This is a genomic window from Plantactinospora sp. WMMC1484, assembly GCF_049315195.1.
Taxonomy (GTDB): Bacteria; Actinomycetota; Actinomycetes; order Mycobacteriales; family Micromonosporaceae; genus Plantactinospora.
Window position 1 is genome coordinate 4111315 of the sequence record NZ_CP186055.1, and the last position, 26474, is coordinate 4137788.

Consider the following 26474-nt stretch of genomic DNA (forward strand, 5'->3'; position numbering starts at 1 on the left):
AGGATTCCCCGAAGGACGGGCGGGTCTCCTCATGAGGGCGCCCGGCGGCGACCGCCGGGGCAGCTCAGACCCCGGCCGGGGAGGTCGGGGCGTCGATGACCGCCGCGGGTTCCCGTCGCGGGGTGGGTCGGCCCGGCTGGCCGTACCCGATCCGGACGACCATCTGCGGGACCCCGAAGCGGCCGAGGGCGGTGCGCAGCCGCTCCCGTGCGGCGGGCACCTCGATCGGCTGGGACAGCATCGACGCGGCGAGCCCGGCGTCCGTCGCGGTGAGCAGCAGCCGCTGCAGGGCCTGCCCGGCGGCGGTCCGGTCGGTCCCGGTGTCCGCGGCCGAGCCGAGCACGGCGACGAGAGGCTCCGACTCGACGCTCCGCCCCGGCGCCCCGAGCCGGCCCCCGGAGGGGCGCTGCGGCAACAGGTCCTGCGGCTCGGCGACCGGTCCACCGGTCCGGGCCGGCACGCCGTCCGGCGCCGGCCCGGACCGGGTCCACCGGGCGATCTCGTCCCGGTAACCGGGGTCGCGTTCGAGGACGCGGTTGGCGCTGCGCGCCAGTTCTCCCACCGCCTCCACGGCGGCCGTGCCGACCACGAGTTCCAGCCAGGCGCCCTCGGCGTGGACCGCCTGGACCAACCGCTGGCGGAGCTCGCCGGGCACCGGTTCCGGGGAGAACGGCGCCCGGCTGCTGTGCCGGCGCGGCACGGCGGCGAGCAGACCGGACCCGACGTCGTCCGCCGGGCCGGCGCCGCCCGGTTCCAGCCGGGCCACCACGTCGGGGTCGTGCCGGTCAGGACAGAGCCGGACCCGCGCGGGTACGCCTTCGGCGGCGAGAGCCAGCCGCAGGTTGAAGAGGGCGGCGCCGCAGGCGATCTGCGCGGCCCAGTCGCCGAGATGGCCGTGGCCGGCGACCGGCAGCGGGCGGTGGCGGTCGACGCGTACCTCGATGTCGCCGCCGCAGAGCCGGAACCGCCACGGCTGGCTGTTGTGCATCGAGGGGGCGCGGATGGCGGCCGCCACCGCCTTCTCCAGCACCGCGGCGGTATACGCCGTGGTGATCACCTCACTCCTCCCGTCCGCACCGGCGGGCGGGGGCGCAGGGCGTGCGCTCGTGCCGGCCGGACGACCGCGACGGGTCCGGTGGCCCGGTCGAGGGCGCCGTGGGCGACACTGCCGAGCAGTGCCCTGCCGGCCGGGCCGAGTCGGCCGCGGCCGTGGTCTCCGACCACGAGCAGCCGGGCACCGTGCGCCGCCCGCAGCAGGCCCGGCAACGGACGTCCGGCGCAGACCGCGAACTTCACCGGCACCTGCGGGTACTTGTGCGTCCAGGGCTCCACCGCCCGGGCCAGCAGCTCCAGGCCGGCCGGCTCGACCGAGAACTGCGTGCCGAGGGTGGTCTCGTCGAACCAGTGGTCCTCGCGCTGCCGGGCGGTCACGTGCACGGCGGCAAGGATGGCGCGGTGGCTGGCGGCCCGTTCGAAGCCGTACTCCAGCGCGGTGTCCGGGTCGCTGTCGCCGTCCACGCCGACGACGACGTGTCCGAGCGGCGGGGCGGCCACCCCGGCGCTGACGGGCCGCACCACGACAACCGGTCCGGGCGCGTGCGTGACGACGTGGTGGGTGGTGCTGCCGTAGCCGCCCGGACGGTGCCGCGCGGGCGGACCCACCACGACCAGCCCGGCCCGGGTGGCAGCCGCAGCGAGCAGCGTCCCCGGCCGGCCCGGGACGAGCCGCAGGTCAACCCGGTCGCCGCCGAGCCTCGCCCGGGTGGTGGCCACCGCCCGGGCCAGTGGCGGGTCGAACAGTTCGATGACGGCAAGCGCGGGCGTGGCGGCACGGGATGCCAGCGGCGAGTTCGGCGGGCATGCGTGCAGCAGGGTCAGGCGGGCACCGGTGAGAGCCGCCTCGTCGGTCGCCCAGGCGAGGGCCTGCCAGCCACCGCTGCCACCGAGGCCGACCAGGATGGTGGGTCGCACGGCTCTTCCTCCTACTCGCGATCGAGGTTGTGCCGGGTGGTCGTCGTCACTACGGCCACCGGTCCGGTCCACCTCCACGATGCGCCGGATACGGGTGTCGGCTGAAGGGCCGGAGGTCCCCCACCGGGTGGGCACCAGGGCATCCGGTGCACCGGTGAGCGCCTCGAAGGCCCGGCACGCCGGGCAGAGGAAGTCGAGGTAGATCTCGACGGTGACCGGCCCGTCGCCGACCCGCAGTCCGGCCCGGTCGGAGGTGGCCGAGGCGGGCACCGGGAAGTCGTCCCCGACGCGCTGTGCGACGTAGACCGCGTACCCGATCAGCCCGGCGGCGAGCAGGACGCCGACCGCGCCCGCGGTCACCAGCGTGTCCGGCGGCGGCGGCGCTGCTGCCGCGCGCGCAGCTCGCGCGCCAGCCGGATCTGTTCCTTGCGGCTCGCTCGGCTGCTCATCCCCGATCCCTCCCACCCGCGTCACCTACGGTCGTGCGTCGAGCCTTGGGTCGCTCGCCGCCTCCGGGCAGGCCCGTCGGTCCCGGAACGCCGGGGTCCTCCGGCCCGATCGACGCGGTGAGCCGGGCGGGGTCGGTGGGCTCGGTGGGGTCGGTGGGCCCGGTCGGCCCGGCCACGGGCTCGTCCGGGATGTTGCCGACGCCGATGCGGCGGCGGAAGACCCAGTAGGTCCAGCCCTGGTAGAGCAGGACGATCGGCGTGAAGACCACCGCCACCCAGGTCATGATCTTCAACGTGTACGGGGTGGAGGAGGCGTTGTCGACCGTGAGACTGCTTGTGCCGCCCAGCGTGGACGGGAGCACGTTCGGATAGAGGGCGGAGAAGAGCGTGGCGACGGCGAGCGCGATCGCGGCGGCCGTCCCGAGGAAGGCCCGGCCCTCCCGCCCGGACCGGTTGGCCAGCAGCCCTCCGACCAGCGCGGCGGCGGCGAGCACCGCGAGCACGGTGGCGGCGCCGCCGCCCCGGACGCCCAGCAGCGTCCAGGCCAGGAAGACCACCGCGAGGACCGCCGCGCCCAGTCCGGTGCGGGCGGCCAGCGCGTTGGCCCGGACCCGCACGTCACCGCTGGTCTTCAGGGCCAGGAACACCGCGCCGTGCGTGACGAAGAGGCTCAGGGTGACCAGTCCGCCGAGCAGGGCGTACGGGTTGAGCAGGTGGAAGAGGGTGCCCACGTACTCGTGGTCGGCGTCCAGGCGTACCCCCCGGACGATGTTGGCGAAGGCGACGCCCCAGAGCACGGCCGGCAGCAGCGAGCCGGCGAATATCGCCGCGTCCCAGCGCGCCCGCCAGCGCGGCTCGGCCCGCTTGCCACGGTATTCGAACGCGACACCGCGCAGGATGAGTGCGGCCAGGATGAGCAGCAGCGGGAGATAGAAGCCGGAGAAGAGCGTGGCGTACCACTCGGGGAAGGCGGCGAACATGGCACCACCGGCGGTGAGCACCCACACCTCGTTGCCGTCCCAGACCGGGCCGATGGTGTTGAGCAGCACACGGCGCTCGCGCTCGTCCCGGCCGAGGACCGGCAGCAGGATCCCGACGCCGAAGTCGAAGCCCTCCAGCACGAAGTAGCCGGTGAAGAGGACGGCGACGAGGATGAACCAGATCGTGGCGAGTTCCACTGTGCAGACTCCTCAGTAGGCGAACGCGAGCGGACGGTCCTCGTCGGCATCCGAGCCGGTGTCGGGCGGTGACGGTGGCGCGGCGTCGGGCAGGCCGGCCCTGATGAAACGGAGCAGCAGGCCGACCTCGATGACGGCGAGCACCCCGTAGAGCAGGGTGAAGCCGGCCAGCGAGGTGACCACCTCACCGGTGGAGACGGTGCGGGAGACGCCGTCGCGGGTGAGCATCTCGCCGAAGACGATCCAGGGCTGGCGTCCCATCTCGGTGAAGATCCAGCCGAACGCGTTGGCGGCGAGGGGGAGCAGTGGCAGGACCGGTCCGGTGCGGAGCAGCCACCGGGAGGTGGGCGTCCGGCCGCGACGCATCGTCCAGAGCGCCCAGAGCGCGGTGAGCGCGGCGAGGATGCCGAAGCCGATCATCAGGCGGAAGCTCCAGTAGGTGACCGGGATGATCGGGGTGTACGAGCCGGCGCCGTACTGGGCCGCGTACTGGGTCTGGAGGTCGTTGATCCCCTGCACCTCGGCGCCGGGGTCGCCACTGGCGAGCCAGGAGAGCAGGCCGGGGATCTTCAGGGCGTAGACCTCGCGGCTGCCGTCGAGGCTGCCGATGGTGAGGACCGAGAACGCGGCGGACCGCTCGGAGTCGTAGAGCCCTTCGGCGGCGGCCATCTTCATCGGCTGCACCTGGGTCATGATCTTGCCCTGGATGTCGCCGGTGATCAGGGTCGCCGCGGTGCCGACCAGGGTGACCCAGGCACCCAGCTTCGCCGCCGGCCGGAAGGCGCCGACCTGGTCGTTGCCGGGCCGGCGGATCAGGTGCCAGAGGGCCACCGCCAGGACGAGTGCGCCAGCGGTGAGGAAGCAGCCGGCGAGGGTGTGCGGGAAGGTGACCAGGGTGACCTTGTTCGTCAGTACGGCGAGGAAGTCGGTCAGCTCGGCCCGGCCGGTCTCCGGGTTGAAGCGGTAGCCGACCGGGTTCTGCATCCAGGAGTTGGCCGCGAGGATGAAGTACGCCGACAGGATCCACCCCCATGGCGAAGTTGATCAAGAGCAGCTTCCCGTAGAACCGGGTCAGTCGGAGCCACCGCTCGTCGCCGGTCCGTACCCACACCGTCTGCATCGTCGCGACCAGGAACGACAGCCCGATCGTGATCGGTACGAACAGGAAGTGGTAGACGGTGGTGACCCCGAACTGCCACCGGGCCAGATCCAGTGCATCCACGCTGCCGTCCCTTTCCCCAGTTGTGCCGGCCGCGCGACAGCGCCGCCCTGGGAAGAGGATTCAGCTCGGGGTGCCCGGCCCGGCAGGGCCGCAAGACCCGTTCCGGCGGGACCGGAAGCACATACCGGCCCGGGCGTTGACGTCTTCGCCGGTCCGCTACGGGGCTGGTCCTCGCAGAGGCCGAATTCGCCAGCGACGAGGAAGCGCGGCGCTTCGGTAGCCGGCACGGGATGGCCGAAGGTCCCCGATGCCTTCACCACGGCGGAACTGCTGCTCGCACCCGCGACCCGGACGGAGCGCTCCGCGGCCGGCGCCCGGCGGCGCACGCTCGCCGTCGGCGACCCGTACGCGGTGTCGCGGCACCACCGCAGCCACTAGGCACCGGCCACTCGTCGCGTCCTACGCCACAGGTGTGCCGCGTACCGCCAGGTCGCGGAGGCGGCCGACGTTGTCGAACGAGCCGAAGCCGATCCGACCGGAGTCGAACGTGGTGTCGACGGCGGTCATCAGCGGCTCCCGCGACCCGTCGAGATAGACCGCGATCTCGCCGGTGGCCGGCAGGTGGACCAGCCGGACCCGGTGCCAGCGGGCGTCGGTGATTGCCGGTGGCGCGCCCCGCACCCCGTTCCACTGGTGGTCGAGGCGTTCCCGGTCGGCGTTGTCGACCTTGAAGATGCCGTTGTGCGGATAGATCGTGTTGTCCGTCGACAGGTGGGCGTAGTAGAACTCCGTGTCCGAGCGGTAGCCGAAGACGATGATCACGTCCCGGTTGGTGACCTCGACCGGGGTGTCCAGCCGCACCTCGGCGGTCACCTGCACCGCGCCGAACTCGGGGCCGGCGGTCAGCACGGCGTACTCGAACGGCCGGCGTGGGCCGGGGCGCTGCTCCCCGGCCTCGGCCAGCACGACCCGGCCCCGGGGGAACCGCCACTTCTCCGGCGTCACCGGCCGCCAGTTGGTCGGCCGCATCGTGTCGCGGACCCGGGTGTTCCCGACGTCACCGGCGGCGAAGGTCCGGGTGCCGGTGACCCGCCAGATCTTTCCGTTCGCCTTTGCCAGCAGGTACAGCTCGCCCTCGGCGTCGGTGCCGAAGCGCAGGTCGACCCGGTTCGGGTCACCGGGTGCCCCGGGGCCGGAGAGGTCCTGCATCCGCACCCGCCGGCCCGTGGAGTCGAAGAGCATCAACTGGTGCAGCGGTGCCAGCTCGCCACCGCGCCGCATCCGGCTCGCCTCGGTGTAGAAGACCCGCCCGTCGACGATGTCGCCGAAGACGTATTTGCCGCGCAGCGCGGGCACGTCCCGGCCACGGTAGACGAAGCCACCGGCGACCGCGACGCCGACGTCGTCGGTGCAGTTCCAGCCGGGCGGCGGGTCGTGGTCGTAGGCGGCAACCGGGTAGGTGTAGCCGTACCGGTCGTCGTCGGCGGGGAGCGGGAGGATCCGGTCGCAGGGGTCGGTCGCCGTCCGGTCGAAGACGAAGGCACCCTCCCGCTCGCTCCAGCCGAGGTTGTCGCCGGCCCGGACGTCGTAGATCGCCTCGATCGCGTGCTCGCCGATGTGCCCGAGGTACATCCGGCCGGTTGCCCGGTCCCAACTGAACCGGTGCGGGTCGCGCATCCCGACCGCGTAGATCTCGCCGAGCGCGCCCGGGTCGCCGACGAACGGGTTCCCCGGCGGTACGCCGTACCGACCGTTGCCGGCGTTCGTGCCGCGCGGGTCGATCCGGAGGATCTTGCCGTGCGGCATCGCCATGTTCTGCGGATCGGTGCCGCGTGCACCGGTCCCACCGTCGCCGACCGCGACGTAGAGCAGGCCGTGGTCGGGGGAGCCCCGCCGGGCGGTGGGGTTGAAGTCGATCTGCTGGATGCCGTGCACCCGGCCCGCGAACCCGATCCGCAGCACCTCCCGCCGGGTGCCGGCGAAGGTGTCGGCCGCCGGGTCGTCGGCGGTCCACTCGGTGACGATGCCGTGGAACTGGGTGCCCGGCTGGGCGAAGTCCGGTGTCTCGGTGACCCGGGACGCCTGCTCGGTGTGCACGGTGTAGAAGCGTCCGTTGCGCCCGAAGCCGGGATCGAAGGCGACGAACCCGAAGCCCTGGCCGAGCCCCTGCCCGGAGAAGAACTCCGGGGCGAACGCCGCGCCGACGTCGAGGTAGACGCGCGGACCGACGGCGTCGCCGGAGCCGCCGGGGTCGATGAGGTAGAGCCGGCCGTTGAGGTCCGGCACCGCCTGCCGGCCGGATCCGTCCGGCAGCTCGACGAGCGCGTTGATCCGGGCGTGCCGCATCAGGCGTACGTCGGTCGGCGCCGGAACCGGCTCCGACCTGGGAAAGGCCGCGTACTCCTCGAGTACGAGACCGAGCCCGGACTGGATCGGCGGCTCGGGGATCGGGTCGTACACCGGGTCGGCCTGGGCCGGCGAGGCGGCCAGCGCGGCGGACAGGATCAGGGCGGCGGCCGTGAGCGAGGCGGTCGTCCCGGAAGCCCGGATCGTCGGGGTGGGAATACGCACGCGGGTCACTCCATCCTCTCTGGAGGGCTGAGGCAGGGTGGTGCCGGTGGTGCGGTCGGGTCGGTCCGGTGACCGCCCGACTATCTGCTGCTGCCTGTGCTGCCTGTGCTGCCTGTGCTGCCTGTGCTGCCGTGGGCCGGTGCGGTGCCGGGCCGGTTGCCGAGGTAGAGGTCGCCGAGCTGCGGGTCGGCCAGCAGCTCCGCCGCCGGCCCGGTGATGTGCACCCGGCCGAGGTCGAGTACGCAGCCGAGGTCGGCGGTCTCCAGCGCCCGCCGGGCGTTCTGCTCCACCAGCAGCACGGCGGTGCCGGCGTCCCGCATCCGCACCACCTGCTCGAAGACCGTGCTGGTTGCCTTCGGGTCGAGGCCCATCGACGGCTCGTCGAGGAGGACGACCCGGGGCTGGACCATCAGCGAGCGGGCGAACTCCACCTGTTTCTGCTGCCCGCCGGAGAGGAGCCCGGCGAGCGTGCTCCACCGCTGCGCAACGACCGGGAAGAGGTCCCGGACGAAGTCGGCCCGCTCGGCCCGCAGCGAGGAGTCCCGCAGCGTGTAGCCGCCGAGCAGGACGTTCTCGGCCACCGTCATCTCCGGAAAGACGCTGTGCCCCTGGAGCACGTGCGCCACCCCGGCGGCGAGCAGTTGCTGCGGCCCCCGGCCGGTGACGTCGACCCCGCCGACGAGGATCCGGCCGGACCGGGGCTTCAACAGCCCGCTCGCCACCTTGAGCACTGTCGACTTGCCGGCGCCGTTGGGGCCGACGAGACAGACGATCGTGCCGGCCTCGACCGAGACGTCCAGGCCGCGCAGCACCGGGGCGGCCCGTCCGTAGCCGGCCTGGACGTCGACGAGTGCGATCTCAGACCCCAAGGTACGCCCCCAGCACGCGTTCGTCGGAGCGGATCACCGACGGTGGCCCCTCGGCGATCGGTCGTCCCCGGTCGAAGACCACGACGTGGTCGCTGATGCTCATCACCAGGTCCATGTTGTGCTCGACGATCACGAAGGTCCTTCCCTCGGCGTTGAGCTCCCGCACCAGGCTGCCGATCCGGTCCAGCAGCGCCGGGTTGACCCCGCCCGCCGGCTCGTCGAGGAGGACGGTTTCCGGGCCGCTCATCAGCACCCCGGCGAGTTCCAGCAGCTTCTGCTGCCCCCAGGACATGTGCCGGGCCTCGACGTCGGCGAGGTGCTCGATGCCGAGCCGGGTCAGCCAGCCCCGGGCCCGGTCCACCTCGGCGCGGCGACGGGCGCCCCGCAGCCCGTTCCAGAGACCGCCGGTCCGGGCCGCCACGAGCACGTTGTCCAGCGCCGACATCCGGTGGAAGACCCGGCAGAGCTGGAAGGTCCGCCCGATGCCGGCCCGCGCGATCAGGTGCGGCGCGCGGCCGGTGATCTCCCCGCCCCGGTACGACGTCCGCCCGCTGTCCGGCCGGATCATCCCGGTGACGCAGTTGAAGAAGGTGGTCTTGCCCGACCCGTTCGGCCCGATCAGCGCGTTGACCTCGCCCTGCCGGAATGTCACGGTGGCCGCGTCGAGCGCGGTCACCCCGCCGAACGCCTTGGTCAACCCGACCGTCGCCAGGCCGGGCGTCCGGCTCACCTCCCCGGTCACGGTCGCTCCTCCGTCCGCCCGTCCGAGGCCCCGACGGCCGTTCCGGCCGTTCCGCCCGTTCCGTCTGCTCCGGCGGGTGGCTCCGTCGCCGGGTCGCCGGCCGGTCGGGCCGGGTCGCGCTCGCGCAGCTCGGCGGCGCTGACCTCGCGGATCGAACCCTGCGCCGGCCGCAGCAGGCGGTCGGCGAGCGCAGCGATCGCCGGCAGCACCCCGTCGGGCATGAACATCACCACCAGGGCCAGCAGCAGTCCGGTGGCGACCAGGTGCAGCGGCGTGTTGCCGAACTCCACCTTGAAGTACTCCAGTCCGATCCCGACGACGAGCGCGCCGACCAGCGGGCCGAAGAGCTGGCGTACCCCGCCGAGCAGCGCCATCAGCACCAGGTAGGAGCCGGTGAGGATGGAGAACTGGAAGACCGGGTCGAGGTCGCCGAACCAGAGCGCGTAGAGGCCGCCGGCCAGCCCGGTGAAGCCGGCCGAGACGACGAAGACCACCAGCTTGTACGCGAAGGTCGGCGTCCCCAGCGACTCGGCCTTGTCCTCGTCCTCCCGGATCGCCTTCAGACCGAGGCCGAAGCGGGACCGGTCGACCAGCCACCAGACCAGCAGGGCGACCGCGAGCAGGGCCGCGAAGAGATAGAAGAAGACCCGGTGGTGCTCGGGCCGCAGCAGTCCCGGGAACGGCCGCGGCACGACGAGCCCGCGCGACCCGCCGGTGAACGACGCCCAGCTCTGGAAGACCAGCAGCAGGATCAGCACCAGCGCGATGGAGACGATGACGAAGGAGGCGCCGCGTACCCGTAGCGCGGCGAAGCCGACCGGCACCGCGAAGGCCGCCACCAGCAGGGCCGCCACGGCGAGCGCGACGAAGCTCGGCAGGCCGGCCCGGACCACGAGCAGCCCGGTGGCGTAGCCGCCGAGCCCGGCCAGGGCGCCGTGGCCGAGCGAGATGTAACCGGTGAACCCGCCGACGAAGTTCCACGACGTCGAGAGCACCGCGTAGTTCAGCACGACCACGCCGGCCGACAGGATGTAGGGGTTCGGCGCCCAGGAGGGAAAGGAGAGCACGGCGGCGGCCAGGACCAGCACGGCGACCACCGGCAGCACCCGGCCGAGCCGGCGGCTGCGCGGCAGCCGGCGGGTGCCCGGCGACAGGAGGTCAGAAGCGCTGGGCAAGCCGACCTCCGAAGAATCCCTGCGGGCGGAACGCCAGCGTCGCGAAGAGCGCCAGGTAGAAGATCGTCTGCGCCCAGGTCGTGCCGAGCGGGATCTGCAGCAGGCTCTGCACCAGCCCGAGCAGCATCGCGGCGGCGGCCGCCCCCGGCACGCTGCCGAGCCCGCCGACAACGATGATCGCCATCAGCGGACCGATCCAATGCCAGTGCAACGACGGGTAGATGGTGGTGTCCAGGGCCAGCGCCGTACCGCCGACGGCGGCGGTGGCCAGTCCGAGGCCGAAGCCGAAACCGGCGACCCGCTCGGTGTCGATCCCGACCAGCCGGGCGGCGTCGGGGTGCTGGATCGTCGCCCGCAGCGACCAGCCGAACCTCGTCCGCTTGAGCAGCAGATAGAGGGCGAGCAGCGAGACGGCGGCGAGCCCGAACGCGATCAGTTTGACCACCGCGATCCGGGCGCCGAAGAGGCCGAGGCTGGCGGAGCCGTAGCCGAGCTGGATCCGCCGCTGCGTGCCGGTGAAGAGATACCCGAGCAGCCCCTCGATCAGTACCGCGATGGCGAAGGTGAGCAGCACCGACATCATCGTGAGGGTGGCTGGACGCAGCCGGGCCAGCAGCAGCCGCTGGAGCAGCACGCCGAGGCCGAAGAAGAGCGGGACGGTGCCGACCATCGACAGCAGTGGGTCCACGCCGAGCCTGGTCCGGGTCCACCAGGCCAGGTAGGCGGCGAGGATGAGGAACGCCGAGTGGGCGATCATCACGACCCGCATGATGCCGAAGTAGAGCGTCAGGCCGGCCGCCAGAAGGGCGTAGAGCCCACCCAGCAGCAGGCCCAGGATGACGCTCTGGAAGAGCAGGGCGCCGGACGGCATCCGCTACCTCACCAGGCCGGCTTCGGGTAGACGAGGTCGGTCTCCTTCGCCTCCGCCGGCAGGACGATCTGGATCTGGCCGCCGACCCACTGCTGGATCATGTGCGCGCCCTGCGGCTTGCCGGTGGCATCCCAGGTGAGTGGGCCGACGACGGTCTCGACCTCGTTGCCGCGTATCCAGTCGACCAGCTTCTGCTGGCACTCGCCCTGCTCGGCGCAGCCGGCCGCGGTGACGGCGGCGGCCACCACCTGGCCGGTGGTGTACGCGTTCGCCTCGTCCTCCTCCGGCGGCGTGCCGAACTGCGCGGTGTACTTCTGCACGAACTCGACGTTGCTCGGATAGGGCGCCTTCTGGGTGTAGCCGGTCGGCGCGAGGATGCCCTCGGTCTTGTTGCCGATCGCGGCGGCGAACTCGGGGTTCGTCGGCGCGGTCGAGAAGGCCGCCAGCTTGGGCTGGTATCCGAGCTGTTGCAGGGCGACGATCAGGTTCACGCCGTCCTGGTACTGCGAGCCGCCCACCACCATGTCGGCCCTGGACGCCGCGATCTTCGCCGCGATGCTGCCGAAGTCGGTGGTGTTCGGCGGGTAGACCTCGTCGACGACGGTACGCACACCGCCCGCCTCCAGCTTCGCCTTCAGCCCGTACGCGGTGCCCTGGGCGAACGGGTCGTCCATGGCGGCGTAGGCGACAGTCGTCGGGCGCTGGCCGGCCGGGAGCGCCAACAGGTGTTCGGCGAGGTGGTTGTAGTGGTCGTCGGCGACCGCCGGTGCGGCGTAGAAGAGGTTCTTGAAGCCCTGCTCGAAGACCTCCTTGGCCGCGCCGGCCGGCTCGACGAAGAGCATGCCGTACTCCTCGGCGACCCGGGCGGCCGGGACGACCAGGCGGGTCGAGAAGGGACCCACCACGATGTCGACGTTGTCCTTGCCGATCAACTGCTCGTAGTCGGCCACCACCCGGTCGGCGTTGGACTGGTCGTCGAGGATCTTCAGCTCGATCTGGCGGCCCAGCAGGCCGCCCTTGTCGTTGGTTATCTTCGCCCAGGCCTCGTAGCCGCGCTGCACGCCCTTGCCGGGCTCGGAGAAATCGCCGGTCAGCGGGAGGGAGATCCCGACGACGATCGGGTCGTCGGAAGAGCCGGATCCGCCGCCGCCGTCGCCGCAGCCCACCAGCATTAGTGTCAGCGCCGCGCCGACCGCCGTTGCCCGTCGTCCGTGTGTCGCTCGTCCGTGTGTCGCTCGGGATGTCATTCCTGACGCTCCTCTGCACAGGTAACGAAAGCGCTTACGTAAGCGCTTTCGTACCATAGGCTGTGGCCCAGGTCACTCGCAATAGTTACCGGCGACCGTCCTCGATGTTTCTCGGGAGTTACCGATGCCCAAGCCTGGCGGGAGGCTGCGCCTCGTTGACGTCGCCGAGCGGGCCGGCGTGTCGCTGGCGACCGCCTCCCGGGCGCTCGCCGGGCGGGACGGTGTCAGCGAGGCGGTGGCCGACCGGGTCCGGCAGGTCTCCCGGGAGCTCGGCTACGTGGCGAACCCGTACGCCCGTACCCTGGCCGGCGGTGCCACCTCGACCGTCGGACTCGTCGTGCACCAGGTCGACGACCCCTACTTCTCCGAGATCGCGGGCGGGGTCATCCAGATCGCCGACGAGCAGGGCCTGCTGGTGCAGATCTGCCACTCCGGCCGCGACCCCGACCGGGAGCTGCGGCAGCTGCGGCACCTCATCGCCCAGCGGGTCGGCATCATCGTGATCGCCGGCTCGGGCTACGACGACCCCCGGGTGGAGGCCGAGGCGCGGGGCGAGCTTGCGACGTACCAGCGGCTCGGCGGGCGGGTCGCGGTGATCGGTCGGCACTCGCTCGGGGTGGACGCCGTACTCCCCGACAACGAGGCCGGCGGGCGAGCCCTCGGCGAACACCTGCTGACGCTGGGGCACCGCCGCATCGCGGTCGCCGCCGCGACCGGCGGGCTCACCACCGTCATCGACCGGCTCGCCGGGCTGGCCGACGCGCTGCGCCGGCACGGTCTGAGTCTCGACGAGCTGCCGGTCGTACAGACCGACTTCACCCGGGACGGCGGCCGGGTGGCGGCCGAACGGATTCTGCGCGAGCATCCCGACAGCACGGCGATCGTGGCGCTGAACGACTCGATGGCGATCGGGGTGCTCGCCACGTTGCGGGCGCAGCGGGTCGCCGTACCGGAGCGGATGTCGGTGGTCGGCTTCAACGACGTCTCGGTGGCCGCAGACCTCGCGCCCGGTCTGACCACCGTCCGGCTGCCGATGACCGGAATGGGCCGGATGGCCCTGGAACTGGCGCTCAGGCCGCGGTCGAAGCGGCCCCGGCGGCGGCGGACCGGGCAGGCGCTCGTGGTCCGTGATTCGACCGCACCGCCACCGGGATGAGCACGGCCCCGCCCGCATCTCGTTTGCGGTAGATGGCAGGGACCGTCGGTGCAATGCCATACTCTACCGACATCGACGGACCACATCGGTGGTCGATCGTCCACATGCGAGGGCGAGCCGGGGCCGGTCGCTCGTTGCCGGCAGGTTGTCACACGGGGGATCACATGGCTGTGCGAGTGGCCGCGATCGGCCCTCGCGATGTTCCCTGCCCGCCGTCCCGGATTCCGGGACCCGGCGCGGTCCCGGTCATCTCCGCTTCCACCGGCGCGGGGACTGCGGGCGGAGCTTCATGAGCGGATGCGTCCGGCCGCGAGTTCGGCGCCGGGCACACCGCGACCGGTGACCGGACGGCCTGACGGCCTCCGGACTCCGGGTGGCGAAAACTACGGGGGAGAAGTGGAAATACCGGCTCTGTACCGCAGGGAACGCCTGGACCCGCCGCAGGGATATCCGCGGCACCTCGCCGAGGCACTGTCGCGCGCCGCGCGGCTGTTCCCGGACGCGGGCGTGATCGCGGTGCGGGAGCGGGGGGACGCCGGGTTCGTCGGTTACCCGGCACTGCTCGACCGGGCCCGCCGGCTGCTCACCGCCGTACGCCGGCGGGGCCTGCGGGCCGGCGACCCCGCCGTGCTGTACGTCGGCGATCCGGTGCACTTCCTGGCCTCGTTCTGGGCCTGCGCCCTCGGCGGTCTCCGTGCACTGCTGATCGCCCGCCCGGCCGATGCGGCCGCCACCGCTGCCGCGGTCGACCGGCTCCGCCACGTCACCCGGCTCCTCGGCGAGCCGCTCGTCCTCGGCGACCGGCCCGACTCCGTCGATCTCTCCGGGCACCTGCGGTTCCTCGACGTCACCGGATATGCCGACCATCCACCGGCGACGGAGCTGCACCAGGCGGCTCCGGACGACGTCGCCCTGCTGATGACCTCCTCCGGCAGCACGGGGAAGCCGAAAATTGTCCAACTCACCCAGCGTGGCCTGCTGGAGTTCAGCGTGGGAACGCCCGCGCTGCTGCCGATCCGCCCCGGCCAGACCACGCTGAACTGGCTCCCGCTGGACCACAGCGGGTCGTTCCTCCTCTACCACCTCCTCGAGGTCTTCGTCGGCTGCACCAACGTGCACGTCTCCACCGAGCTGGTCCTCGCCGACCCGCTGCGCTGGTTGGACCTGATCGCCGAACACGAGGTCAACCACGCCTGGGCGCCGAACTTCGGCTACCAGCTGGTCAACCAGGCGCTGGCCGAACGGCCGGGCAGGCACTGGGACCTGTCGTCGGTCTCCACCCTGGTCAGCGGCGGTGAGCAGATCACCGTACCGGTGATGACGGACTTCCTGCGCGCCACCGCACCGTTCGGCATCCGGCCGGAGGCCTTCGTCCCGGCCTGGGGGATGACCGAGACGATAACGGGGATCACCTTCGCCCGTTCCGGTCTCACGCCGAACGTGTACCGGATCCGCACGTCGAGCCTGGACGCCGACCTGGAGTGGGCGGACGACGCCGACGGGGAGGAGGACAGCGTCACCTTCGTCGCGGTCGGGTCGCCCGCACCCGGCGCGGCGCTGCGGGTCGTCGACGACACCGGCGGGACACTCCCGGAGCGTCGGATCGGGCGCCTGCAGGTTTCCTCGGCGCGGGTCACCCCCGGCTACCTCGACGATCCGGACGCCGACCGTGCCGCCTTCGTCACCGGCAGCCCGCCCGGCGCGGTGTGGCTGGACACCGGCGACCTCGCCTTCGGCGTGGACGGGCAGGTCGTCATGGTGGGCCGGCAGGACGACCGGATCATCCTCAACGGACAGAACCACTACACGCACGAGATCGAGAACGCGGTTGCCGAGGTGCCCGGCGTCGATCCGGCGTTCGTCGCGGCCTGCGGCGTGCCGGACGGGGCGAGCGGCACCGAATCCCTGGTGCTGTTCCTCGGCACCGACGCCGCCGAGCCCGCCGGCACGGTCGCTGCGGTCCGGCAGGCGCTCTTCGCCCGGCTCGGCGGGGCCGTCCGGGTGGTCACCTTGCCGACCGCCGCGTTCCCGAAGACGGGCAGCGGCAAGAAGCAACGGTCGGCGCTGCGGCGGCGGTTCCTCGACGGCGGATTCGGCAGCGGCCCTGCTCCGGCCACCCCCGCCCCCGACCGCGCTCCCGCCGACCCCGCCGTCGTCGTCGGCGTCGGGCTGGCGGACTCGGTACGGTCGGTGTTCCGCGCCGTGCTCCGCGCCGATGTCGGGGAGGGGACACCCTTCTACGAGCTGGGCATAGATTCCGTGACCCTGGTCCGGCTGCACGCCCGGCTGCAACAGCAGCTCGGCCTGCGCTTCAGCAAGCTGGCGATGCTGGAGCACCCGACGATCGCCGCACTCACCAGCCACCTGGGTACGCTCGACACCGCCCCGGCGGAGCGGTCACGCGCCGACTCGGTTTCCGGTGCCGAGCAGCGGATCGCGATCGTCGGCATGGCGGCACGACTGCCCGGGGCCGACACGCTGGCGCAGTTCTGGGCCAACCTGACGGCGGGCGTGGTGAGCGTCCGACGGTTCGACCCGGCGGAGCTGGCGGCGGCCGGGATCCCCGCCGCCGACCGGACCCGTGCCGACTTCGTGCCGGTCACCGGGGCACTCGCCGACATCGACGCGTTCGACGCCGGCTTCTTCCGGATGAGCGCGGCGGAAGCGGAGCGGACCGACCCGGCGCACCGGCTCTTCCTCGAGTGCTGCTACCACGCGCTGGAGCACGGCGGGTACGCGGGCACCACCGGCACCCGGCGGATCGGGGTCTTCGCCGGCAGTGGCATGAACCTCTACACCCACCAGAGCTATCTGCTGAACAATCTCCTCGGCGCCCCGCACGACCCGATCGGGGCGATGCAGGCGGCGATCGGCACCCAGCCGGACTTCCTGGCCTCACTGGTCGCGTACCGGCTGGGGCTGACCGGCCCGGCGGTCGGCGTGCAGACCGCCTGCTCGACCTCGCTGGTCGCGGTGCATCTGGCCTGCCAGGCGCTGCGCGCCGGGGACGCGGACCTCGCGCTGGCCGGCGCCGCCGCCGTGCACGTCCCCCAGGTCACCGGCTACCGGGCGTATCCCGGCTCGATCCTCTCGCCGAGCGGGCGATGCCGGGCGTTCGACGCCGACGCCGACGGCACGGTGGGCGGCAACGGCGTGGCGGCGGTGCTGCTCAAGCGGCTCGACCGGGCGTTGGAGGACGGCGACACGATCCACGCGGTGGTCCTCGGCTCGGCGGTGAACAACGACGGGGCGAGCAAGGTCGGCTTCGCGGCGCCGAGCGTGTCGGGCCAGGTCGACGTCATCGAGCGGGCACTCGACCGGGCCGGGGTGCCCGCCGAGACGATCTCCTATCTGGAGGCGCACGGCACCGGTACGCCGCTCGGCGACCCGGTGGAGCTGCGCGCCGCGGCTCGGGCGCTGCGCGACCGGACGGACCAGGTCGGCTTCTGCACCGTCGGCTCCGTCAAGCCGAACATCGGGCACCTGGACAGCTGCGCCGGCATGGCGGGTCTGATCAAGACGGTCCTCATGCTGTCGCACCGCACACTGGTGCCGCTGGCGAACTGGCGCCGGCCGAACCCGGAACTCGAACTCGACGGCAGCCCCTTCGTGCTCGGCACCGAGCTGCGCCGGTGGCACACCGGCGGTACGCCCCGTCGTGCGGGAGTCACGGCGCTGGGCGTCGGTGGCACCAACGCGCACGTCATCCTCGAGGAGGCGCCGAGCCGGCCCGACCCCGACCCCGCCCCCGACCCCGATGCCGATCCGGGCGCACTCCGGGTGCTGCCGCTCTCGGCGGCGGACCCGGCGGCACTCGCCGAGCTGATCGGGCGGATGCGCGACCACCTCCACGCAGATCCCGGGCTGGCGGTCGGAGACCTGGTCACCACCGCCACGCTCGGGCGTCCGCACCACCCGCACCGCGTCGCCGTCGTCGGCGCCAGCGCCACCGAGCTGGCCGACGCCCTCGGCAGGGCCCGACGGGGCGAGGCGCCGGCGGCCGGCGCCGCGCCGCCGACCTTCGCCTTCACCGGGCAGGGCGTCGGCCGTCCCGGTATGGCCGGCGAGCTCTACGCCAGGTTTCCTGCCTTCCGCCGGGCGCTCGACGAGTGCGGGCGGGCGTACGCCGAGGCGCACGACCGCAGCCTGCTCGCACTGCTCTGCGAGGAGCACGGCGAGCATGCCTGGTCCACCGAGACGGCCCAGCCCGCGCTCTTCGCCTTCCAGGTAGCGCTGGCGCGGCTCTGGCGGACGTTCGGCGTCGAGCCCGGCGCCGTGCTGGGGCACAGCGTCGGTGTCCTGCCGGCGCTCTGCGTCGCCGGAGCACTCTCCGCCGCCGACGGGGTCCGCCTCACCGCCCTGCGTGGCGAGCTGATGGGCCAGGACGCTCCGCCGGGCGCCATGGTCGGGCTCTGGGCCGACCGGGCCACCGCCGAGAAGGTGGCGGCCGGGGCGGGGGTCGAGATAGCCGCGGTCAACGGCCCCGAGGAGTACGTGCTGACCGGGCCGGACGAGGCGATCGGGCAGGCGGTCGACTGGCTCGCCCGGGAGGGTATCTCCTGGCAGCGACTGGCGGTAGATCGGGCGTTCCACAGCGCGTCGCTCGATCCGGTCGTCGGCATCTTTGCGGCGCGGGCCTCGGCGACAGCGTTCTCCCCGTTGAAGATCCCGATGGCCTGCACGGTGAGCGGGCGACTTCTGCCGGCCGGCACCGTACTGGACGCCGGCTACCTCGCCCGGCAGATCCGCCGTCCGGTGCTCTTCGCCGACGCGGTGCAGGCCCTGGTCGACGGGGGATCGCGCCGGTTCCTGGAGGTCGGTCCCGACGCGGTGCTCAGCGGCATCGGGCAGCGCGCCCGGCCCGACACGCACTGGGTGCCGGCGCAGCGGCGCGACACCGATCCGATCCGCGCCACCGAATACGCGGTCGCCGAGCTGTACCGGCTCGGTGTCCAGGTGGAGTGGCCGGCGGTCGCGGGTGGCGGGCGGCGACGGCCGCTGCCAAGCTATCCGTTCCGGCGCGAGCGCTACTGGATCGACGCCACGACCGCGCCGGACCGCAACGGCGGAGCGGGGGCGGCGGCCGGCGTACCGGATCGGGTCGACACCGGAACTCCCGGCCGGCCCGCCGCCGCACCGACCGCCGCGGAGCCGGCGCCGACCACAGCGGATCACGCGCCGGCCGCCGTGGAGAACACGCCGATCGCGTCGGAGGCGGAGGTCCTGGCGACGGTACGCGAGCAGACCGCCCGGCAGCTCGGGGCCACGGTGGCCACGGTCCGCCCGGACACCACCTTTCTGCAAGTGGGTGCCGACTCGCTCGCCATGCTCCGGATGGTGCAGGAGGTGCGGAGCTCGTTCGGGATCGAACTCGCCGCCCGGGAACTCTTCACCGCCGCCGACACTCCCGAAAGGCTGGCGGCGCTGATCGTGGATCGGCTGGGCGCCGCCGACGCGGGCCCGGCAACGGCGCAGCCCGGCCCGGCGGTGCCGGAGAGCAGCCGTCCCGGGCCGGAGAGCCGCCACCCCGGACCGGCGACACGGACCACGGATGGGACCACGGACCAGGGGCGGCCGGCCCCGACCGGGCGCTGCGACTTCAGCCTCTATTTCTTCGGCGACTACCCGGACCAGGACCGGCGGGACAAGTACGGCCCGATCCTCGACGCCGCCCGTTTCGCCGACCGGCACGGCTTCCACGCCGTGTGGCTGCCGGAGCGGCACTTCCACTCGTTCGGCGGGCTCTTCCCGAACCCGGTCGTGCTGGCGGCCGCGGTGGCCCGGGAGACCTCCCGGATCCGGATCAACGCGGGCTCCGTGGTGCTGCCGCTGCACCACCCGATCCGGGTCGCCGAGGAGTGGTCGGTGGTCGACAACCTCTCGGACGGGCGGGTCGGGCTCTGCGTGGCGAGCGGGTGGCACGCGAACGACTTCGCACTCCACCCGGAGGCGTTCGGCCGACACCGCGACCTGATGTACGAGCACCTGGAGACCGTCCAGGCGCTCTGGTCCGGTGCCTCGGTGCCGGCCCGGTCGGGCAGCGGAGCGGAGATCGACGTGCGGATCTATCCCCGGCCGGTGCAGCCGATGCCGCCGCTCTTCGTCGCCGCCGTGGGCAACCCGCAGACGTACCGCGCCGCCGCCGCCCGCGATCTCGGCGTGGTCACGAATCTCATGATGCAGTCGATCGAGCAGTTGGCGGAGAACATCGCCCTCTACCGTCGGACGAGGCGGGAACACGGCCTGGACCCGGAGGCCGGCCGGGTCGTCGTACTGGTGCACACCTATCTCGGCGACGACGTGCGGCGTGCCCGTGCCGAGGCGTACCAGCCGTTCTGCGACTATCTTCGGTCGTCGCTGTCCCTGCTGGGTGGCGTCGCCAACAGCCTGGGCATGCGGATCGACGAGCACACCCCGGCCGAGGACGTCGACTTCATGCTCGGCCAGGCCTACGCGCGGTACTGCGAGGGGCGGGCGCTGATCGGGACGATCGACAGCAGCGCCCCGATCGTCGGCCGCCTCTCGGCGGCCGGGGTCGACGAGATCGCCTGCTTCGTCGACTTCGGGGTCCCGGCCGACCAGATGTTGCGGAGCCTGCACCTCGTGGCCGAGGCGCGGCTGCGACACCAGCGACCCGATCCCGCATCACCCCGTCCCGATCCGGTGCGGGACGGCCTCGTGCCGCAGCCGTCCGCGCCGCTGTCCGCCGCCCAGCGCGGCATCTGGTTCCTGGAGCACCTCTATCCGGGGCGGAGCAGCTACCACGAGCCGAAGGCGGTCAAGCTGCACGGGGCGCTCGATGTGACCGCGCTCCGCCGGGCGCTGCGCGCGGTGGTCGAGCGGCACGCCTCGCTGCGTACGGTGTTCCGCACCGTCGGCGGCGAGCCGCAGCAGGTGGTCCGCGCCTCGGTCGAGCTGGACTGCCCGCTGGTCGACCTGCCCGAGGCGACCGCCGACGAGGCCATCCGGCAGGCGGTGCGGTCGTGTGGCGCGGAGGGTCTCGACCTGGAGACTGGACCGCTGCTACGGCTCAGGCTGGTCCGTCTCGGCGCGGACGAGCACGTGCTGGTGCTCTACGCCCACCACATCGTCTTCGACTCCTTCTCGACCGCGGTCTTCGTCCGGGATCTCGCCGCCCTGTACCGGTCCTGGCCGGACCCGCAGGCGCTCCCGCCGCTCCCGACCAGCTATCCGGAGCACGTCCGTGCGCGACTGCTCGGGGCCGAGGAGCGGCGCCGGCACCTGGACTACTGGCGCAGCACCCTCGCCGGAGCGCCGCTGCTTCGGCTTCCCACCGACCGGCCCCGGCCCTCCGTGATGACGGCGAGTGGCGCCGCGCTCGTGCACGACCTGGATGCCGGGCTGACGGCGGCGGTCCGCGAGTTCAGCCGGGCGCACCGGGCGACGCCGTTCATGACGCTGCTCGCCGCGGTCGCCGCCGTGCTCGGCAGGTTCGGCGGTCAGCACGACCTGGTGCTCGGGACCGTCCTGACGAACCGGCCCGCCGGCACCGAGGACCTGATCGGCCTCTTCATCGACTCGGTCCCGCTCCGGATCGACCTCTCCGGTGCGCCGACTCTCGGCGGCCTGGTCCAGCGGATCCGGGACACCAGCACCGAGGCGTTCGAGCACGCGGGCGTCGGATTCGACGAGATCATCGAGGTGGTCAGCCCCGAACGGGACACCAGCCGGAATCCGCTCTTCCAGGTGATGGTCGAGTACGAGAACGCCTCCACGGTCGATTTCGACCCGCCCCGGGTCGGTGCGACGATGCTCGACGTACCCAGCGACCGGGCGCCGCTCGACCTGACCCTCTACCTGACCGCACATCCCGACCGGGTGCAGTGCGTCGTCGAGTACAACACGGATCTGTTCGACGAGAGCAGCGTCCGCCGGCTGCTCGCCTACCTCGACGCCGTGCTCGGTCGGGCGTGCGCGGCGCCGGAGCTCGACCTGCCCGCGCTGACCGCCCCGGTCGAGGCGGACCGGGCCGTGCTGCACCGGTGGGGCGGCGACCAGCGGGAGGAGCCGGGGAGCAGCCTGCCGGCGCTGGTCGAACAGCAGGTGGCCCGTACCCCGGACGCCGTCGCGCTCGTCGCCGGAGACGTCCGGGTCAGCTACGCCGAGCTGGACCGCCGGGGGAACGCGCTGGCCTGGCGGCTGCACGACCACGGCGTGCGCCCGGACGAGTACGTCGCCGTCTGCCTGCCCCGGGGCGTCCCGCTCATCGTCGCGCTGCTCGGGGTGCAGAAGGCAGGTGCGGCGTACCTGCCGCTGGACCCGAGCCTTCCCGAGTCCCGCCTCGGGTTCATGGCCAGCGACAGCGGCGCGGTCCTTGTCCTGGCCGAGGAGGCGGGGGAGGCGGGGGAGGCGGGACCCGGCGCCCGGCTCGGCGAGCGGCTCGGCCTGCCGGTGCTGCGGGTGACGCCGGACGACGGCACCGATCCCCGGGCGGAGGCGCCACCGCCGTGCCCCGCCGGGCCGGAGAACCTGGCGTACGCCATCTACACCTCCGGTTCGACGGGCCGCCCGAAGGGGGTCGCCGTGCCGCATCGGGGGCCGGCGAACCTGATCCGCTGGTACCTTCGGCGGCGTCCGGCACTGCGTACCCTCCAGTGGACGTCGGTCGGCTTCGACGTGAGCGTCCAGGAGATCTTCTCGACGCTCGCCTCCGGGGCCGCGCTCGTGCTCCTGGCCGAGGAGGCGCGGCACGATCCCGAGGCGGTGGTCGGGACGATCCGGCGCCATCGGGTCGAACGGATCTTCATGCCGTTCACTCCGCTGAAATACCTGCTGGAGACCACGCCGTCGCTGCCGTCGCTGCGCGAGATCGTCTCGGCGGGCGAGGAACTGACCCTGACCCCGGCGCTGCGCCGGTTCCTTGCCGCGCATCCCGGCTGCGCCCTCTACAACGAGTACGGGCCGACCGAGGCGTCGATCATCGCCACCATCGGGCGGGTGCGCCCGGACGAGATGGCGAAGCCACCGATCGGCCGCCCGGTCGACAACGTGCTCGTCCGCCTCCTCGACGAGCGGCGGCTCCCGGTGCCGGTCGGGGCGGTGGGGGAGATCTACCTGGGTGGGGTGGGTCTGGCACGCGGGTACATCGCCCGGCCGGAGGAGACCGCGGGGGCCTTCGTCACGGATCCGGCGTCGCCGACCAGCACGCTCTACCGCACCGGCGACCTGGGCCGGTGGCTCCCGGACGGGAGCCTGCAATACCTCGGGCGCCTCGACGACCAGGTGAAGATCCGCGGACACCGGGTGGAGGTCGGCGAGCCGCAGCGGGCGCTCTACGCGCTGGACGGGGTGCGGGATGCCGCCGTACTGGCCAGGACGGACGATCGCGGCGAGACCTATCTGGCCGCGTACGTGGTGCTCGCGGACGGTGACGCCGACGATGCCGGCGGCGATGTCGCCGCGCGCCTCGCCGACCGGCTCGCCGCGACCCTGCCGAGCTATCTCGTCCCGTCCCGGTGGGTGCGGGTCGACGAGTTGCCGGTCAACGCCAGTGGCAAGCTCGACCGGGCCCGCCTGCCCGAACCGGGCCGGGCCGACCGGCCCGGAGCCGCGCCGGAGAGCGAGCTCGAACACACCCTGCACCGGCTCTGGGCCGACCAGCTCGGTGTGGCCGAGGTGCCGGTCGACGCCTCGTTCTTCGCGCTCGGTGGGCACTCGCTCACCGGCGTCGAACTGGTCGACCGCATCCGGCAGGCGCTCGGCGTCGAGGTGCGGGTCGCCGACCTGTTCCACGCGCCGACGATCCGGGCGATGGCCGGGCGCCTCGGCCCCACCACGGGCACCCCCGGTCCGGGCATCGGTGGCGTCGGGCCGGCCGGGTCGGTCGGGTCGGGCCGGCCGGCGCCGGCGTTGGCGTTGGCGGAGACCGCTCCGGCGACCGCCTTCCAGCAGCGGGGCTGGCGTGTGCATCACGCCAACCCGCATCCGGAGGTCTACAACGTCGCGCACCGGATCCGGTTCGACGGCGACCTCGATCCCTCCGCGCTGCGGCGTGCCATCGGTGGACTGGTCCGCCGGCACGCCGCGCTCCGCACCCGGCTGGTCCTCCGGGACGGCGAGCTGATCCAACAGGTTCTCGCCGACCTACCCGTGCAACTACCGGTCACCGACCTCACCGCCGAAGCCGACGGCGGGAGCGGCTGGTGCCGGGCGGCGGCGGAGGAGCCCTTCACCCTGGCCGACGCGCCGCTCTGGCGTGCCCGGCTCGGCCGGCTCGGAGACCGGCGCTGGGTGCTCGTGCTGGTGTTGCACCACCTGATCTGCGACGGCTGGTCGATGCGGGTGATCTGGCACGAGCTCTCCTCGCTCTACCCGGCCGAGGTGGCGGGCGCCGGAGCCGAGCTACCGGTCCCGGCACAGTTTCCGGAGTACGCACGCTGGCGGGCCGCGCAGCTCGACGGGGACCGCCGGGACGCCCTGGTCGCGTTCTGGCGTAGCGAGCTGGCCGGGGCACCGCTCCGGGTCGACCTACCCTACGACCGCCCCCGTCCCGATGTGCTCTCCGGCCGGGGCGGACTGCACCGGTTCGCCGTCCCCGAGCCGACCGTCCGACTCGTGCACGCGGCAGCGCGCGAGCTGGCCGGCACGCCGGCGGCGGTGCTCACCGCGGCCTTCGCCGGATGGCTGGCGGAACTCAGCGGCGAGCGCGACCTGGTGCTGCCGCTGTCGAGCGCGAACCGCGTCCGCCCCGAGCACGGCGGCCTGGTCGGTCCGGTAGGCGAGGCGCTGCTCGTCCGGGTCACCCTCGCCGACGGGTTCCGCTTCGACGAGCTCGTGCACGCCGTCACCCGGCGTACCTTCACCGCGCTCGACCACCACGCGCTCGCGCTCGGCGAGGTGGCGGCGGCGGTCGGCGTCGACCTCGCGACACCGCAACTGCTCTTCACCGTCGTCACGGCACCACCGCCGGCGCTTCCGCTGCCGGAGCTCTCGACAGAGGTGCGGAGCCTCGCCGTGCCGAACGTCGCCCGGACCGAACTGTACGTCGTGCTGACCCCCGGCGAGGAGACGATCGAGGGGGTGTTCGAGTACTCCACCGACCTGTTCGACACGTCGACGGTGCGGGACTGGGCGGCGGCCTTCGTGGCGGCGTTGCACCGGATGGCCGCCGCGCCGCAGGCCGAGATCCACCGCCGCCCGGTACCCCGATGACACTGCCCGGTACCCCCACGACGCCGGCCGGTACGCGGACGAGCCGGCGGGACCTGCGGGCGTTCACGGCCCTGGTTGCCGGCTACGCGGTCTCGACCTTCGGCAACTTCGTCAACCTCGTCGCGCTCAACCTGTATGCCTACCACCTGACCGGAAGCGCGTTGCAGACCGGAGTGCTGATGGCGGTTCGGCTCGCCACGGGGTTTCTCGCCGGTCCGGTCGCGGGCAGGCTGGTCACCCGCCGCGACCGGCGCGCCGTCATGGTCGTCACGGACCTCGGGCAGGCCGCGTCGATGATCGCCCTGCTGGTGACGCCCTCGACAATGCACTCCTGGGTGCTCTACCCGGTGGCCGCCGTCCTCGGCGCCGGAAACACCGTCTTCACGGTGGCGCTGCGCACCAGCGTCCCCGAAATGGTCGGTGCCGAGGACCGGGTGCGGGGCAACGGATACCTGCTCACCGGCAAGTCGGTGGCGATGGTCCTCGGCTTCGCCTCGGCCGGTCCGCTGGTCGGCGGCATCGGATTCCCCGCCGCGTTCGCGGTCAACGCCGGCAGTTTCCTCGTCTCGGCAGCCGTGCTGGTCCGCTCGCCGCTGTCGTTCCGCCGGTCCGCCGACGTCGGGCACCGGCCGTCGGGGTCGGTGTCGTCGAGGTCGGTGTCGTCGGAGTCGGCCGGTCCCAAACCGGCGGCGGCCGGCCTGCGTACCGTCCGGGTCCTGCTCGCCGGTCCGCCGATCGTGGCGGCGATGGTGGCGCTGCGTGGTGTGGACGCCTGGGGATCAGCGTCGCACAACGTCGCCCTGCCGCTGCTCGCCACCGACATGGACCCCGGCAACCCGGCGGCTGTGCTCAGCCAGTTCTGGACGGCCTGGGCGGTGGGCACCCTGCTGATCCAGGCGGTGGCGCTGCGCTCTCCTCGTGCGGGCCGGTCGCTGGACGAGCGGGCCTTCGCGATCGCCGCCTGTGTGATGTCCCTGGCGTTCGTCGCGGCGTTCACCGCACCACCGGCACCGCTGCTGGTCGCAACGGCGCTCGTCGCCGGGATGGCGGACGGGTTCACCGAGCTGGCCTACTCGTCCAGGTTGCAGGCCGCCCCCGACGACGTTCGTGGAATCCTCTTCGGAGCGTCGGCCAGCGTCGAGACGCTCGGCTTCGCCACCGGCATGTTCGCCAGCGGGGTCGTGCTCGACCACGTCGCCCCGTTGCCGGTCGTCGTGGTCGGCCACGGCCTGGTTGTCGCCGCCGCCGCTGCCTTCCTGCTGCTGGCCCGGACCCGCTGGCGTGCCCCGGACCGCGCCGTCGCCGCGCCGCCTGACCAACCGGGACGGTCGGGCCAACCGGGACAGTCGGGTCGCGCTTGACCGGCACCGCCAGGCCGTCGATGCGCCCCGTCCCGCTGGAGCCCATCGGCGATGCTCACCCTCAGTCCACGACCGCCGTCGCCTCCACCTCGACCAGGTGTCGTGACAGAAACCGACCCCTCCGCAACCGAACGCCTCGAGGTCACCCCGCCGCATCGCGAGCTGCTGGACCAGGTCCTCGACAAGTGGTCGCTGGAGGTGCTCAACACGCTCTGCGAGCGGCCCTCGCGGTTCAACGAGCTCCGCCAGGCGATCCCGGCCGTCTCGCAGAAGTCGCTGAGCGCGACCCTGCGCCGGCTCGAACGCAACGGCATCGTCGCGCGTCGCGTCCTCGCCACCCGGCCGGTCGCCGTCGAGTACGGCATCACGCCGCTCGGCAAGACGCTCCGGTCACCGGTCGACGCCCTCCTGGAGTGGGCCGACCGCCACCTGGCCGCCGTCGAGGCAGCCCGCCGGCAGTACGACGAGGTCAGCGCACTCCGCTTCTCGCTTCCCGATCGGCACGCCCCTTGATCGGCCACACCCACACCCAACTGTGCGGCGTTGAGCC

General features: G+C 72.9%; 12 protein-coding genes and 2 pseudogenes. 4 read left to right on the top strand and 10 right to left on the bottom strand.

Annotated elements, in window-relative coordinates; translation table 11 throughout:
• Positions 1 to 64: 64 nt before the first annotated feature.
• From ACN28C_RS18090 to ACN28C_RS18135, 10 genes and pseudogenes are all read right to left on the bottom strand, one after another.
• The gene (locus tag ACN28C_RS18090) at positions 65 to 1054 is read right to left on the bottom strand and encodes an Acg family FMN-binding oxidoreductase (protein WP_422774728.1); all 990 of its coding nucleotides are present in this window, start codon (positions 1052 to 1054) and stop codon (positions 65 to 67) included.
• Positions 1054 to 2331: a universal stress protein gene (locus ACN28C_RS18095; RefSeq protein WP_422768714.1), complete on the bottom strand. Its 1278-nt coding sequence runs from the start codon at positions 2329 to 2331 to the stop codon at positions 1054 to 1056. The genes ACN28C_RS18090 and ACN28C_RS18095 overlap by 1 nt, the downstream gene beginning before the upstream one ends.
• A 274-nt stretch (positions 2332 to 2605) precedes the next feature.
• Positions 2606 to 3598 (bottom strand): annotated as a pseudogene (gene cydB, locus ACN28C_RS18100) (cytochrome d ubiquinol oxidase subunit II); the annotation flags it as partial.
• Between the two features lie 12 nt (positions 3599 to 3610).
• Positions 3611 to 4820: pseudogene (locus ACN28C_RS18105) on the bottom strand (cytochrome ubiquinol oxidase subunit I).
• A gap of 399 nt (positions 4821 to 5219) precedes the next feature.
• Complete coding sequence (locus ACN28C_RS18110) at positions 5220 to 7331, bottom strand: PQQ-dependent sugar dehydrogenase (RefSeq protein ID WP_422768715.1); 2112 nt, start codon at positions 7329 to 7331, stop codon at positions 5220 to 5222.
• Between the two features lie 80 nt (positions 7332 to 7411).
• Positions 7412 to 8200 carry an ABC transporter ATP-binding protein gene (locus tag ACN28C_RS18115; protein WP_422768716.1) on the bottom strand — a complete coding sequence of 263 codons (789 nt, stop codon included), beginning with the start codon at positions 8198 to 8200 and terminating at the stop codon, positions 7412 to 7414.
• Positions 8190 to 8942 carry an ABC transporter ATP-binding protein gene (locus ACN28C_RS18120; RefSeq protein ID WP_422768717.1) on the bottom strand — a complete coding sequence of 251 codons (753 nt, stop codon included), beginning with the start codon at positions 8940 to 8942 and terminating at the stop codon, positions 8190 to 8192. Before ACN28C_RS18120 ends, ACN28C_RS18115 begins: the two co-directional genes overlap by 11 nt.
• Positions 8939 to 10117 carry a branched-chain amino acid ABC transporter permease gene (locus ACN28C_RS18125; protein WP_422768718.1) on the bottom strand — a complete coding sequence of 393 codons (1179 nt, stop codon included), beginning with the start codon at positions 10115 to 10117 and terminating at the stop codon, positions 8939 to 8941. The genes ACN28C_RS18120 and ACN28C_RS18125 overlap by 4 nt, the downstream gene beginning before the upstream one ends.
• Positions 10101 to 10988 (bottom strand): branched-chain amino acid ABC transporter permease, encoded by an 888-nt coding sequence (locus ACN28C_RS18130; RefSeq protein WP_422768719.1) that lies wholly within the window; start codon positions 10986 to 10988, stop codon positions 10101 to 10103. Before ACN28C_RS18130 ends, ACN28C_RS18125 begins: the two co-directional genes overlap by 17 nt.
• Positions 10989 to 10996: 8 nt before the next feature.
• Positions 10997 to 12154, bottom strand: a complete 1158-nt coding sequence (locus ACN28C_RS18135) for an amino acid ABC transporter substrate-binding protein (RefSeq protein ID WP_422768720.1) — start codon at positions 12152 to 12154, stop codon at positions 10997 to 10999.
• A gap of 205 nt (positions 12155 to 12359) precedes the next feature.
• On the opposite strand from ACN28C_RS18135, the gene ACN28C_RS18140 reads away from it, so the two are divergent.
• The 4 genes from ACN28C_RS18140 to ACN28C_RS18155 all read left to right on the top strand — a co-directional run bounded on the left by ACN28C_RS18140 (position 12360) and on the right by ACN28C_RS18155 (position 26437).
• Entirely contained in the window at positions 12360 to 13391 is a 1032-nt protein-coding gene (locus tag ACN28C_RS18140; RefSeq protein ID WP_422768721.1) for a LacI family DNA-binding transcriptional regulator, read from the top strand.
• Positions 13392 to 13787: 396 nt separating this feature from the next.
• Positions 13788 to 24563 carry an amino acid adenylation domain-containing protein gene (locus ACN28C_RS18145; protein WP_422768722.1) on the top strand — a complete coding sequence of 3592 codons (10776 nt, stop codon included), beginning with the start codon at positions 13788 to 13790 and terminating at the stop codon, positions 24561 to 24563.
• Positions 24560 to 25924, top strand: a complete 1365-nt coding sequence (locus ACN28C_RS18150) for an MFS transporter (protein ID WP_422768723.1) — start codon at positions 24560 to 24562, stop codon at positions 25922 to 25924. The genes ACN28C_RS18145 and ACN28C_RS18150 overlap by 4 nt, the downstream gene beginning before the upstream one ends.
• 102 nt (positions 25925 to 26026) lie before the next feature.
• Positions 26027 to 26437: a winged helix-turn-helix transcriptional regulator gene (locus ACN28C_RS18155; RefSeq protein ID WP_422768724.1), complete on the top strand. Its 411-nt coding sequence runs from the start codon at positions 26027 to 26029 to the stop codon at positions 26435 to 26437.
• Positions 26438 to 26474: the final 37 nt, after the last annotated feature.